Origin of the sequence: Alloyangia pacifica (genome assembly GCF_020524285.1) — a bacterium.
Classification (GTDB): Bacteria; Pseudomonadota; Alphaproteobacteria; order Rhodobacterales; family Rhodobacteraceae; genus Salipiger; species Salipiger pacificus_B.
This window is the reverse complement of the sequence record NZ_JAIVKX010000027.1, coordinates 42,342-55,827: the sequence shown is the minus strand read 5'-3', so window position 1 is coordinate 55,827 and position 13,486 is coordinate 42,342. Positions and strand designations below refer to the sequence as shown.

Below are 13,486 nucleotides of genomic sequence, written 5' to 3'. Positions count from 1 at the left end.
CGATAGCCGTGGACGGTCCCGGCAGGAACATAGGCGTAGTCCCCGGCAGTCAGCATGTGGACCTTGCCATCGAGATGCAGCTCCAGCCGACCGGCCATGACATACAGCGCTTCCTCGGTCTCGTCATGGCGATGCAGCGGCAGGCCCGCCTCCATCGACCCCGTCAGCACTGCGGCCTGGCAATCGCCACCGGTATCCTGGGGCCGCGCGATCAGCGTCGCGACCTGACCGCCGATCAGGTGGTGCTCGCCCTCTCCGTCGCGCAGCGCATAAAGCTCGGGCTTGCCCGGGAGTTGACCGGTGGCCTGCGCGAAGGGGATCTGCCCCAGCGGAGCGTCCGCAAGGGCGACGTCGCCGGTGATAGCCGCGGCGGCACCGCCGATCGCTGCGTTTCGAAAGAAGTTCCTGCGTGTCAGTTTCATGCCGATTCCTAAGCACTTGATCGTTTCAGGCGATGGGTATCGCACCAGAAAAATCAGGTGTAATAGGAATTTCTGACTGAATAATCACGAGGTCTGATTTATGGAGCTTCGCCAGCTACGATATTTCACGGTTCTTGCCGACACCCTGCATTTCGGCCTGGCAGCCGAACGCCTCAACATCGTTCAGCCTGCCCTGTCGATGCAGATCAAGAAGCTCGAAGAGGAACTGGGTGTCGCGCTGTTTGCCAGGTCAAAACGCAAGGTCGCGCTCACCCACGCCGGAGATCTGTTCCGGCAGGAGGTCCGCCGTTGCCTGCACCATGCCGAGCAGGCCCAATACATCGCGCGTGCAGCCCATCAGGGAATGGTTGGCAAACTGCGGCTTGGCATCTCGTCGGGCGCGGTAGAGTCCGGTGTCCTTAGAATGGTGATGCAGTCGTTTAACAGCACCAGTCCAAAGCTCTTGATTGAACCGGTCGAGGTCCATCCGGCACGTGCGCCCGCCGCAGTGCTGCGGGGCGATCTCGATGCGGCCCTGGCCACGGTTGCCTCACTGACCGTACCTGACGGACTGTCGATGCATGAGATGATCGTCCAACCCGCGATCGTGGTCCTGCCCGAAAATCACCCCCTCGCTCCCGGAGAAGACGTCTCGCCAGAGGACTTGCGAGACGAGACTTTCATTGGGTTCGCCGGACCGGATGATATTTCGGGCCTGTCTCTGACTGCGGGCGCCTTGGGGTATTGGCCGGCATCTTACCGGACCGTCAGCAACCCCTCGATGACGGTGGGCCTTGTCGCGGCAGGCCTCGGGGTTGCCATCATTCCTGAGGTCATGGCGCGTTCGGAAGTGGGTGCGGTCTTTCGAACGCTCAGGAACAGGCACTACGATGTCGATGTCACTTTGCTATGGGCGCAGGATCAAAATCTGAGCGCAGCAGCCGCGGTCAGGCGCATGCTGGAGGGAGTTCCAAGTTGAGAGAGGCGATCCCGCACTTTCTGGATCTCGAAGGTCACTACCATTCAAATCACGCCCACCAGAGCGCCTCGTGCTTATGCTGCACATGCATTAGTTGTCCGCTGAACGACCGCACAGTCCGCACACCAGTGGTCCGTCGCTGCATCGCCGCATGACGGCACCGAGCCCATTGCGGAAGAGCCGATTTTGCGCTGCACGCGCACGCAGCGGAATGTTTGCGTCGGCGCAGCAAGCATTCATGCCGCATCGCAGCCGTGGATCCTGTCGTTCATGCGCAATGCAGCAAATTTCTCAGAAGCACTGGCTGCACAGCGGGACCTTTCAGTCGTTCGCCGCATGTGCTCGATTCACGCTGCGCCCGCGAAGTTGCGAGGTAAGCCGAAGTTCGCTGCGGGCACCTACGAAGGTCTGCTCAGGCCTTTTCGATTGGGAGCCCAGGGCCGTCCGCGTTGAAACGGCCCAGTTCATTCAAATCTCCACGGCTTCAGCGATGGCGAGGGCGTCCTCAAGCTCCACGCCCAGGTAGCGCACCGTACTGTCCATCTTGGTATGCTATCACCCGCAGCATCCAGTTTGTTGAGGGGCCTCCACGCCCTTGGAAAGGTCTGCGAGTTCCGTCGAAAAACTGGTGAGAGCGGAGTCGAAAACTCCGCCGCTCCTTCAGTTGCTTTGCGGCTGTTGCTGTTCGCGGTCTGACGCAGGACGCTCTTCGCCCAATCAACGCAACAGCGCGGCTTGTAACCCCGGGGGGCAATGGCCGCCGCCCCTTCCGAAATCCCCTACAGCTCGTCGAGATTGCTCATGATCTGATAGAAGAACGCGATTGTCTTGGCGTATTCGTCCACCAGAAGGCGCTCGTTGACGCCGTGGAAGCCTTCGAATTCCTTCATGTTCTCGAGTTGGATGGCGGTGAAGGTATAGACGTCCGGGGCAAAGGACCGCGCCTGGAAGTGCTTGGAGTCCGACCCGCCGATCACGAAAAACGGTGCGACGACCAGATCATTCCCCCAGATCTGGCGGATGGTCTTTTCCATCGCCTTGTAGCCCGGCCCCTCGGGGTCAGCGATAGCGGTCGCGGGGGTTGAGGCGGAGATGTCGCGCAGAGTGATGCGGTCATCCTGAATCGCGTCCTTGACGTGCTGGATGATCACCTCGGGCGTGTCGCCGGGCATCGGGCGGAAGTTGACCACCGCCGTGGCCGAGGGCGGCAGCACGTTGTCCTTGATGCCCGCGTTGAACATGGTCACGGCGATGGTGGTGCGCATCATCGCCCGGGTGACCGGGTTTCCCGCCATGACCTCGATGAACTTCTTCTCGTCCTCCGTCATCTCGCCTTCCTTTCCGAAAGCGACCGCAGAGTAGAGCGGCTGAAGCTCCTCATCCAGCTCCGGCCCGAGGTAGCGGTACTGGGCCCGCAGCGCGGGGTGGATGCGATAGGGGAACTGCGCGTCTTCGAGCTTGGTGATCGCTTCGGCGAGAATGCCGATGTTCGACTCTTCGGGCGGCTGCGAGGAGTGGCCGCCGACGGCGTTGATCGCCAGTTCGAGGCTGAGATAGCCTTTCTGCGCGATGCCGATCAGCGCGGTGTTGTCGGGAAGGCCCGGGAAGATGCCGGGGATGAGCGGCGCGGATTCATCCATCACGAAGGCAAAGCGCTCGATCCCGCGGTCTTCCAGCACCTGGGCGATATGGGCAGCGCCTTCTGGTCCGCCGACCTCTTCGTCCTGACCGAAGACGAAATAGAGCGTGCGCTCTGGCTGCCAGCCTTCGGCGAGCCGCATCTCGGCGGCCTCGAGGATGCCGTGGATCTGGTTCTTGTCGTCCATGGCACCGCGACCCCAGAGGTAGCCATCGGCCACCGTGCCCGCGAACGGCTCCTGATCCCACTCGTCACGGGAATCCGGCGGCACCGGCACAACATCCTGATGCGCGTAGAACAGCGCGGGCGGCAGATCGGGGTTCTTGCCCTCCCACGTATAGAGCAGGCTGTAGGGGCGCGGATCGCCGAGGATTTCCCGCTTCAGCGTCTCGTGGACCAGCGGATAGGCCTGCTGGATGAAGGCGTGGTACTCATCGAAGGCCTGCGTGTCGAAATCCTCGCGATCCTGGTTCGAGATCGTGGGGAAGGTGATCGCCTTCGACAGGCGCTCGATGGCCCCGTCGAGATCGACATCGATCGAAATCTGCTCGACATCCTGCATCTGCAGCGACGGAAAGTCGCTATTCTGCGCGATGGCTTGGGTCGATATCGCGGCCAGGGCGAAGAGCGGGCCTGCAAAGGTCAAATATCTGAATTTCATTTCAATGTTCCTCACGGAAGTGACGCGGACACAAAACACATGGGACACAATCGTTGCGCTCGACGCCCCGCGGACTCGAGCCGATTGGAACTATAGACCCTCTCTTCAGAAATTCAGAACCTTGAAGCCGACCTGAACCGACCAGTCGGCGGGAGCGTCGGCTCCGAAAAGCACCCCGGGCTTGATGAAAATCTGACTGTCACCGCCGAACGCCCGCCCGGTCAGCATGCCGGCCGTAACCTGCAAGCTTCCAAAGGTTCGATCCGCTTCCCAATCGTGGATCACGGCCGGATCGAAGGTCAGATAGAATTTTGGGTTGGGGAGCTTCGGCACGTAATAGAAATCGACCGTGGTGGTATTCAGCTCCGCACCGGCATCGTTCCCACCCTCCAGGCCAAAGGTCTGAACCCAGGCGGGCGCGAAGATCGCGCCATTGTCGAGGAACCAGGCGTAGAAGAGTGACGTCTCCATGGCATATTGCCCGTAGCCGGTATCCTCCCGCGAGGCGGTGTCGAGAAAGAATTCAGCCGTGAAAGCCGCGCCGGTCTTCTCGGTCAGGTGGAACACGTCGATATAGGTCACGCTGAAGTCGCCGAAGTCGTAGGCCGAGTCGAGCGGGCTGTTCGAATAGGGAAGCGTGAAGCGGAACGCCTTCGAACCATCGCCGAAAGGCTGGGTGTAGAAGGCTTCCCACAGACCGGCGTCCAGGTCATCCGTGATCTGGCTGAACTGGTACTGGATGCCGGCCTGCGTTGTGAGCAGCGTCGGGTTGGTGCCGTTGTTGATCTCTTCAAATTCGCGCTGAACCTGATCGAGATAGCCACCGTCTTGCGCATGTGCTTGCGGCACAGTGCATAGAGGAGTGGCGGTCAACGCAATCGCCGTCATGCTGATCGCGCGTGCCTTGGCAGGAATGCCCAGTGGCTGAATGTCTTCTGGGGTCATTGGGTGATCTCCTCGCAGACGTTCCGGTGAGCACGTCGCGTCCCCGCGCGCCTCGCCTACAAGCAGCCTACACCGCGGGTTCCGCGATCCAGGCGGATTTCGATATGCAGATCTTGCCAAGTTTCGGCAGGCATCCTTTTCAGCCACGAGCCAAGAACCACGATGGCGTCATCGTAGGCCCTGCCGCTACACTTCGGGGCCAAAGCCGTAGCCGAGGGGCCGCCGATGATCTGGATCCTGCTTCACTATGCGATCGTGTTGGCCTGCGTGATCCGCATCCTGCTGCGCCCCCATCGGGATCCCGCGGCGAGGGCCGCATGGGTGCTGACCACACTGGCGGTCCCCGTCGCTGGTGTTCTGGCCTATCTGCTTTTCGGCGAGACGAGCATCGGCAGGCGGCGCATCGAACGGCTCCGGCGGATCGAGGAGCTGCTCCCGGATGCCGCACGATTCCCCGCAGTAGCGGCTGGCGCTGGTGCGTCGCCGCGGATTGATGCCCTGTTCCGGGTGGGCGCCTCGATCAGCGGCTTCGAGCCCTGCCCGGGGAACAGTGCCGAGCTCATGGCCGACAGTGATGCGACGGTGGACGCGATCGTCGCCGACATTGATGCCGCGACCGACCACGTGCATCTGATGTTCTACATCTGGGTCGCGGACAGCAACGGGCGCAAGGTCGCGGAGGCGCTCATGCGCGCCGCGCGGCGCGGGGTGGTGTGCCGGGCGATGGCCGACGACATCGGATCGCGCCGCCTGATCCGGTCGGCGCTGTGGACCGAGATGAAGAGCGCCGGCGTGCATCTGGCCTCGGCCTATCGCGTCGGCAACCCGCTGCTGCGGATTTTCGACGGCCGGATCGATCTCAGGAACCACCGCAAGATCGTCGTCATAGATGGACGGGTGACCTACTGCGGCAGCCAGAACTGCGCCGATCCGGCCTTCGTGCAGAAGGCGAAATATGCCCCTTGGGTCGATATCATGCTGCGCATCGAGGGCCCTGTCGTGCAGCAGGCGCAGAGGGTCTTTGCCGCCGACTGGATGGAGGCCGTCGACGAAGACTTGTCGGGTGTTGTCGCCACCGAGATGGCACCTATCCCGAACGGCTGGCCCGCGCAGGTGGTCGCAACAGGTCCGAGCGTTCGGGCCTCGGCGATGCCGGAGATGTTCACCAGCCTGATCTATGCCGCCCGAGAGGAACTGGTGGTGACGACGCCCTACTACGTCCCCACCGAGGGGATACAGTCTGCGCTCTGCGCCGCGGCCTATCGGGGCGTGAAGGTGACGGTGGTCTTCCCGGCCCGCAACGACTCCCTCTTCGTCGGCGCGACCAGCCGCAGCTACTATGCGGGCCTGCTCGCATCGGGCGTCGAGATCCGGGAGTATCTGCCGGGACTGCTGCACAGCAAGACGCTCGTAGTGGATGGCGAGATCGCCCTGATCGGCTCGGCCAACATGGATCGGCGCAGCTTCGACCTGAACTACGAGAACAACATCCTTCTGGTGGACAGGCAGACCTGCAGGGATATCCGCCAGAGACAGGACAGCTACATGGCAGAGACCCGCGTGGTCACGCCCGAAGAGGTGGCCTCCTGGTCCCTGCCGCGGCGCCTCTGGCAGAACGCGGTGGCGATGATCGGACCGATCCTCTGAGGGCAGCGGGCCCGATGTCGGGAGCCGCCAACACCGGGGAACGTCCAAACCCTATTCGAGATAGTCGATCTGACCATCCTTCGAGAGCAGCACGGCCAGCCAGCGCAGGCTGGGCACCTCGGAGGCGACCACCATGACGATGACGGTGAGCGGCACGGCCAGAAACGCTCCGAGCCCGCCCCAGAGCAGGGACCAGAACACCAGCGACACCGTGATCATGAAGATGCTCATGTTCAGCGACTTGCCCTGCATCATGGGCGTTATCACGTTGCTGATCACCTGATCGGCGCCGCCGTAGATGACGATCACCGCCACCAGCGGCCACAGGCTGTCGAATTGCGCCAGCGCCACAAACGACGGCAGCAGGATGCCGATGAACGCCCCGATGTTCGGGATGAACCCCACGAAGAAGATCATGATCGCGAGAAACGACGCGAAATCGAGACCGATCAGACGGAAGACCACGTAGGCGACGGCCCCGCTCATGGCGCTGGTCACCGCGTTGACCCACATGAAGTTCTTGATGCCGATCGCCGCCCGCCGGACGATGACGGCAAAGTCCGCGCCATGCGGGTCTGGCGAGGACAGCATCGCGACCTTCTTCTGCCAGTCGGACCGCTCAAGAACGAGAAACACGAAGTAGATTGTAAGCAGCGAGACCTGCGCGATGCTGCCGACGAGACCTCCTGCGAGAAACACCACGAGATCGCCGACCTGCAAGCCATCAAGCGCCTGATGGACGGCCTCGACGAGCCTCGGACCCAAGAGGCTTTCGAGCTTCACCGCGATGCCACCCAGCCGCTCCTGGTATCTCGGCAAGGCCTCCACGATCTCGCCTGCCGCGGTCGAGGAAATGGCGGCGAACACCCAGATGACCGAGATGAAGATGGCAAGGGCAAGCGCATGGGATTGCCATCCGGAAAATCGGTGCCCGAAAATGGAGACCCGAGAAAGCCTGTCGGTGAAGGCCGTCGCGAGAATGAAGATCAGGAAGGCGACGGCAAGCAGCTTGAAGAGGTCCTGCCCCAGCCAGAGCAGCAGGATGACAAACGGCAGACCGACGATGATCTTGAACCAGTCAGGGGCAATAACCTGTGCCGACTTCATATCACTGCTCCTGCACGCCTTACCGCCAGTCAGTGACGGGCACCGTCCGTGTTAGTGTTCACCCCGAATTGAGACCGGGGTCAGTCCTGCAACCTGTCTCCATTTTCGTCGTCGCCCTTCTGCAGAAGCGCACGCGCCAATTGGGAAAAGAGCGTCACGAAGACGCCGACGCCCACGAAGATATAGACGACCGTGAAAACCTTACCCAAATCCGTGGCCGGTGTTATGTCGCCAAGGCCGACGGTCGAGATCGTCGTCGCACTGAAATAGAACGCATCGACCCAGCTCCATCCCTCCACGCTTCGGTAAAACACCGTCCCGGAGATCAGAATGACGAGAGACAGGACGAAGGCGGCGCGGAATTCCGGCAGTTCCCACGACCGGAATATCGCCTTCAGGAGCCGCAGAATGGTCAGCCAGAGGCTCAGCATTGCAATTTCCTCCACCCGCTTGCGGACACTGCCCGTTCAGTGTCCGGCCAATCTGGCCCGCGCCCAAACAGGAGAGATGCTCTCACTCCATGTCATCCTTGTAGATCTTACCGGCTTTCATGATCAAATCCAGCGATCCCTCATAGTCCCTGAGGATCGAGATATCCTCGAGCGGATTGCCATCGATGAGCAGCAGATCGGCGTGGGCCCCGGCCTCGATCACACCGATCTTTCCGGGATACGGGTTTCGATCGCCCGAAAGCTGCAACAACTCTCCAGAGAGCGAGGTGGCCTGGGCCAGCACCTCGGCTGGCGTGAACCATCTCGTACGCTCGACGAATTCGCGGTTCTGGTCGGCGCAGGCTTCGGGGTTCACCACCACATCGGTCCCAAAGGCAATCTTGAGATCGTATTTCTTGGCAAGCTCGAACATCGTGTCGAGCCCTTCGGAAACCATTCGGCCCTTTTCGAGACGGACCGAGCCAAGGTCCGGTGAGAAGGTGAGGTAGACCACCACCTGCGGGCTCAGCCAGACGTCGTTCTCGGCCATCATCTGCGCGATCTCCTCATTGATGAGGTTGCCGTGCTCGATGGCCTTCACGCCATTTTCGATCGCCTGCTTGACCCCATCCACGGTGTAGACATGCGCCGTAACATAGGTTCCGAAACCTTCGGCGACTTCGACTGCCGCGCGGATCTCGTCGGCGGTGAACTGGCGGCCGTCGATAGGGTCGAACTCGGTCCCTACGCCGCCCGCGAGATGCATCTTGATCTGGCTGGCCCCGCGCTTGAGCTGTTCGCGGACGGCCGTGAGAACCTCGGCCCGGCCATTCACGATGCGGCTGTAGCCCAGCCGTTCAAGGTTGTTTTCGGGCCCGCCGAATTCACGCGGATCCATGAAACGCGGATTGGCATCACCATGCCCCCCGAACTGCGAAATTGCGCGCAGCGACGGCCACACTCGGGGCCCGGCAATCTCGTCCCGGTCGGCGGCCAGCTTGGCGCCCCAGGATGCGCCCCCGACGTCGCGCAGGCTGGTGTAGCCGCGCATCAACGCTTCTTCGGCAGCCTGCGCCGCCTTGATCCCGATGTAATCAAGATCCGGCGCGTTGGACCCCGCCATGTCGGCCACCGGCACGTTGCACAGGCTGAGATGGTAATGCACGTCGATGAAGCCGGGCGTCATCACCCGGCCACCCGCGTCGATGACCACCGCGCCCTCCGGAGCGGACAGACCCGCCCCCACAGCCGCGATCATGCCATCCTGCACCAGCACATCCTGCCCCTCGACCAGCTCGGGACCGACCCCGTCGAAGATCCGCGCGCCGGTGATGAGGAGGGGGGGCTCGGCACCGACCTGGGCAAGACCGGGCCCCGCGAAGGCAAGCAGGGCAAAAGCCGCCGCGAACCGGAAATCCTTGAACATGGAAGTCTCTCCCTGTGTTGACTGATGTGGCCGCCCCCGGCGCGTCATGGCTTGACCCTCGACTGGATGGCCACCTTGAGCCCCGGGCGCAGAAGCAAATCCGGGTTGGGAAATTCCACCCAGACGGTCATCTTCTGGCTCTCCGCCTCGAACTTGTACCCTCCGGAGACGAGCCTGCCCTCGTGGGGGTACACCTCTCCTCCGGGCAGGATCAGCGACAAGGCGATGCCGTCGATCAGATCCTGATCCGAGCCGAACATCTTCTGCCGTGCGGCATAGACATCGTAGGGCACCTCGCCCACGACCTGGATCGGGTCCAGCTGGGTGATGATGGCCATGGTAATGTCGCCGTCACCGACGTCCTGCCAGCCGTTCTCACGGACCATCGGCGCGCTCATCATGCCGGCGAAGGGGGCCTTCTGGGTCATCTGCATGACCCCGAGCCCGGCCAGCCCGACGTTGGCCTCGGCCGCGGCAAGGTTCGCGGCGGCGATATCTCGCAGCGCGATGCTCTTCTCCAGCTCAACCTCCGAGACGACATCCCGGTCCTTGAGGAGTTCAGCCCGCTTCACCTCCGCGATGGCCTCCTGCAATTGCGCCTGCGCCGCATCTTGCTGCGCCTGTGCCAGGTCGAGACGGTATTGCGCGGGGGGCATGGCGAACTCAAAGAGGACGTCACCCTCATCAACGATCTGCCCCGGCGCGAAGGCGATGTGACGAAGCCACCCGCTGACGATCGGCGTGATGTCGGCCTCGCGCGCGGGGACGACGGTGCCTTCGAATTGGACCACCTCATAGGCCCCGTCCTGCGCCGCTGCCGGTGTCTGCGACAGCCCCAGCAGCAAGCCGAAAAGCGCGGCGGCGCTGGCCAAACCAATGCGCGACGTCCCCTTCTGGAACCTGTCCGGTATCGATCTTGGCGTCTCTCTTGTGAAGGTCACGACATATCTCTCCGTTTTCGCAGGTCCGGCCGCCTTCAGCCCCCGGTGCCCATTGCGCCAGTGCTACTCTCCGCTCAGATACTTCGCGGCCTGCCGTAGGAAGCCCTGGGCCCGGTCTTCGCCGTAGGGCGGGATGTAGCCGTTGGTCGAGAAGTAGACGCCCACGAAGTCCCGGGCCGGATCGACGTAGAGCCCCTGCCCCACATTGCCGTGCTTGTAGAGCGCGCCGTCCTCGAAGACTGCATCCCATTGCATGGAATTCGCCTTCGGCTCTTCGCCGAATTCGTCGGTCAGCCCTGCGAACTTCGACCCACGCCGAAAGGCTTCGGGGTTGCCGGCGTTCTGCATCCGCTCGAGCACTGCGTCGGAGACGATGTCCTCATGCGCGGTGGCGGCCCAGCTGGGGGTGAAGATCAGGCCGAAGCGGGCGAAGTCCTCCAGCGTGGTGGAGATCAGCCCATGCGTCACGGCGGTGCCATCCGGCATCAGGTGGAACATGATGTCTTCGCGCGCGCCGACCTTGCCCCAGACCCGTTCCTGAAACAGGTCGGCCCAAGTCTTGTCGTCGAGGTTCTCGGCCAGCAACACGCTGACCTGCGTCACCGCCGAGGAGTAGCGGAAGACCTCGCCCGGCTCTTCGCCCTCGATCTTCTCGGCGGTCTTCAGGATGTCGAGCCAGTTCTCCATCTCCCCGGTCAGCGGGTTCGGCGACCCAAACTCGGCCGAGAAGAAGCGCACGATGATGGAGGCAGGGTCGATGATCGCGTCGAGGGTTTCCTCGAGCGCCAGCCCTGTCTCCATGTTGGCGGCGTCGAGGACGGAGATGCCGTCCCAGTTCGAGCCCGCCAGTTCCGGGACGTAGTCGACCACGTCCTTCGACATGTCGAGTTTCCCCTCCTCCTCGAGCAGCGCGAGGATCAGCCCGACAGTCGCCTTGCCCGGCGACATCCAGGCGTGGCGATCCATCTGGTTCATGCCCGGATACTGCTCGTAGACGACCTTTCCCTAGTGGATCATCATCATGCCCTGCAGCCGGTGGTTGGGATGCACGATGTACTCCGACAGCGGCATCTCTCCCTCGGAGGTCGTCCAGCGCACGCTCTCGCCGATGCTGTCGTCGATGGCGCGTTCCAGCGGGATGTACTCGGGATGCGGCGAGGAATAGGCCGTGGGGAGCATCTCGCTGAGGTTCTGATTGTAGTAAAGGGCGTGGTCGCCGCCCATCTGGTAGTGGAAGTTCTCGAAGGCCGCCCGGGCATCGCGCGAGAACTGCAGGGACCAGGGCTCTTTTGCGGCTTCGACAGGCAGCGTCGTCATGGCCCCCGGCACTTCGAGGTATTTCTGCAGCGGATTGTCCTGCGCAAGCGCGGGCAGCGCCAGCGCTCCGAGGACAAGTGCGGAGGTAAGGGGCAACTTGATCATCTGCATAAGTCGGTTTCCTTGGCCGGTGCATCCGAAGGATGCTTCTGAGAGACTGCCCTGACCGGGGTGCCGTGCTGGCAGTCCGGGGAGCACCTGCGTGCGATCGCCATCTCGAGGCGCGCTCACCCATTGCGGTAGATGAGGCGGCACCGGTCAACCGGAACCGCCCGCTTTCGGTCAGTTTGTCAGTCGCAGCAATTGATGATGCGGTGATCGTACTGCGGCTGGGTGCCGGGCACGCCGCCGCCGAAATCCTGCGGTACTTCGTAGAAGGTCTGCGTCCAGGTGCTGACCTCGAGCGGCTCCAGCTTGCTCTCCTGCGGCTCGAACCGGATCGGCTGGCCCGGGTTTACGTCCTTCAGCACCTCGGAATCGTCCACCACCACCGTGCCGTTCACGATGACATAGGGGATCCCGGTCGAGGGTAGCGTGCCCTGCTCATAAGTCGCGTTGTCGGTGACCGTCTCGGGATTGAAGACCGTGATGTCGGCGATCATGCCTTCCTGCATCCGGCCGCGTTCCTGCATCGACTTGAGCCCCATCTCGCTGAACGGGCGGGCCGAGTTCCAGCTGGTCTGGGCCACCGATTGCATCAGCGAGATGCCGTTCTCGCGACCAAGCCGCAGGGCCTTGGCAAAGCTGCCGGCGCCGCGCGGGTGGCTGTTGGGCAGGTCCTCGTAGGGCGTGTCCCAGGGAATATCCCCGAGGATCGGCACGGTGTCCGAGGCGATCGCCACACCCGGCATCTTCAGCCAATCGACGATGGCCTCCGGGGGCATCTTGTAGACAAGGACAAGACGGGCGGGCTCCTTCGCGACCATCTCGGCACGGCTTTCCGCGGTGTACCACTCCCCGGTCAGCACGTCCTGGATCGTGTCCTCGTAGCGGTAGCCAAGCTGGTCGACCCAGACCTCTGGCTCCAGGAAGACAGCGTTCAGCGCCGTCGAGCCCGCGGCATAAGGGTAGAGCTCGCCCCAGACGTTCATCCCCTGCCCGCGCATCCGGGTCAGGAGCTCGTGCACGAGGTTGTAGCCGGGGTTGTTGAAGTGGCAGGCGATGGCGGGTGCGCCGAGCGCGGCGGCATTCGCGAGCATTTCCTGAATGCCGTTCGACTCCGTCGTGTCGGTGCCCGGCGTGTAGCGGAAGTGGAAGGCGGAGGGGCGGCCATAGTTCCCGGCGGTCTTCTGCAGTTCGAACACCTCGCGCGCACTGGCGCCATCGCGCATGTAGCCGAGAGTCGAGCCCATCGCGATCGCACCGGCCGCCAGTCCTTCGTCGATGACGCGCAGGATTTCGTTGCCCTGATCGATGTCCGGTCGGGTCAGGGCCCAGCCGGTCTTTTCCGACCCGCGGTGGTTCAGTGCCTCGGGGCAGTCGATGGTGGTGATCCCGTCCAGAACGAAGGCGCGGGCCATCTCATGCGAGGAGGAACAGCCATAGTTGATCTGGGTGGTCCCCTCCCGCATGGCGTACCAGTCGCCCACCAGCGTACCCAGCGTGCCCATCTCGAGGTCCATCACCGTGGTGCGGCCATCGCGCAGCGCCAGCTTGTGGCCCATGGGTCGGACCCAGTGGAAATGGGTGTCGATGAAGCCCGGGGCGACCACGTGACCGGTGGCGTCGATCTGGCGGGTGCCCTCGAGCGCGTCAGCGGTGATGGCGGTGATCCGCCCGTCCTTCACGCCCACGTTCGCGACCTCGTCGAACCCGGTTTCGGGGTCCATGACCCGGCCGTTCAGGATGACCAGATCGAAGGGGGCCGAGGCCTGAGCCATGGCCCTTCCGGCCAGGCTGGCGGCGGCGACGGTGGCGGTTGCGCCGACATTGAAGTCGCGGCGGGAGATTGGGGTATCAGTCATTGGCTTG

The 13,486-nt window shown here is 63.0% G+C and carries 11 protein-coding genes and 2 pseudogenes; 2 read left to right on the top strand and 11 right to left on the bottom strand.

From position 1 onward, the window contains the following. Positions 1-422: quercetin 2,3-dioxygenase (locus LC039_RS26160; protein WP_226629751.1), on the bottom strand; the 422-nt coding region annotated here is incomplete at its 3' end. Between the two features lie 100 nt (positions 423-522). Between LC039_RS26160 and LC039_RS26155 the strand changes: the two genes are divergently transcribed. Beyond that, positions 523-1,401 carry a LysR substrate-binding domain-containing protein gene (locus LC039_RS26155; protein WP_226629749.1) on the top strand — a complete coding sequence of 293 codons (879 nt, stop codon included), beginning with the start codon at positions 523-525 and terminating at the stop codon, positions 1,399-1,401. A 468-nt stretch (positions 1,402-1,869) separates the two neighbouring features. Here the strand turns inward: LC039_RS26155 and LC039_RS26150 are convergent. From LC039_RS26150 to LC039_RS26140, 3 genes and pseudogenes are all read right to left on the bottom strand, one after another. Further along, positions 1,870-1,953 (bottom strand): annotated as a pseudogene (locus LC039_RS26150) (integrase); the annotation flags it as partial. A 227-nt stretch (positions 1,954-2,180) separates the two neighbouring features. Next, the gene (locus LC039_RS26145; protein WP_226629748.1) at positions 2,181-3,701 is read right to left on the bottom strand and encodes a M20 family peptidase; all 1,521 of its coding nucleotides are present in this window, start codon (positions 3,699-3,701) and stop codon (positions 2,181-2,183) included. Positions 3,702-3,806: 105 nt separating this feature from the next. Then, positions 3,807-4,646 (bottom strand): hypothetical protein, encoded by an 840-nt coding sequence (locus tag LC039_RS26140; protein WP_226629746.1) that lies wholly within the window; start codon positions 4,644-4,646, stop codon positions 3,807-3,809. 225 nt (positions 4,647-4,871) lie between these two features. On the opposite strand from LC039_RS26140, the gene cls reads away from it, so the two are divergent. Further along, positions 4,872-6,293 (top strand): cardiolipin synthase, encoded by a 1,422-nt coding sequence (gene cls / locus LC039_RS26135; RefSeq protein ID WP_226629744.1) that lies wholly within the window; start codon positions 4,872-4,874, stop codon positions 6,291-6,293. 51 nt (positions 6,294-6,344) lie between these two features. Here the strand turns inward: cls and LC039_RS26130 are convergent, their stop codons facing one another. From LC039_RS26130 to LC039_RS26100, 7 genes and pseudogenes are all read right to left on the bottom strand, one after another. Further along, the gene (locus tag LC039_RS26130) at positions 6,345-7,400 is read right to left on the bottom strand and encodes an AI-2E family transporter (RefSeq protein WP_226629743.1); all 1,056 of its coding nucleotides are present in this window, start codon (positions 7,398-7,400) and stop codon (positions 6,345-6,347) included. Positions 7,401-7,480: 80 nt separating this feature from the next. After that, the gene (locus LC039_RS26125; protein WP_226629741.1) at positions 7,481-7,831 is read right to left on the bottom strand and encodes a potassium channel family protein; all 351 of its coding nucleotides are present in this window, start codon (positions 7,829-7,831) and stop codon (positions 7,481-7,483) included. 82 nt (positions 7,832-7,913) lie between these two features. After that, complete coding sequence (locus LC039_RS26120) at positions 7,914-9,257, bottom strand: metal-dependent hydrolase family protein (protein ID WP_226629739.1); 1,344 nt, start codon at positions 9,255-9,257, stop codon at positions 7,914-7,916. 44 nt (positions 9,258-9,301) lie between these two features. Then, entirely contained in the window at positions 9,302-10,198 is an 897-nt protein-coding gene (locus LC039_RS26115) for an efflux RND transporter periplasmic adaptor subunit (protein WP_226629738.1), read from the bottom strand. 63 nt (positions 10,199-10,261) lie between these two features. Further along, positions 10,262-11,191, bottom strand: a pseudogene (locus tag LC039_RS26110) (serine hydrolase domain-containing protein); the annotation flags it as partial. A 12-nt stretch (positions 11,192-11,203) separates the two neighbouring features. Next, positions 11,204-11,620: a hypothetical protein gene (locus tag LC039_RS26105; protein WP_226629734.1), complete on the bottom strand. Its 417-nt coding sequence runs from the start codon at positions 11,618-11,620 to the stop codon at positions 11,204-11,206. Between the two features lie 185 nt (positions 11,621-11,805). Then, positions 11,806-13,479, bottom strand: coding sequence for an amidohydrolase family protein (locus LC039_RS26100; protein WP_226629733.1), 1,674 nt, complete (start codon positions 13,477-13,479; stop codon positions 11,806-11,808). Positions 13,480-13,486: the final 7 nt, after the last annotated feature.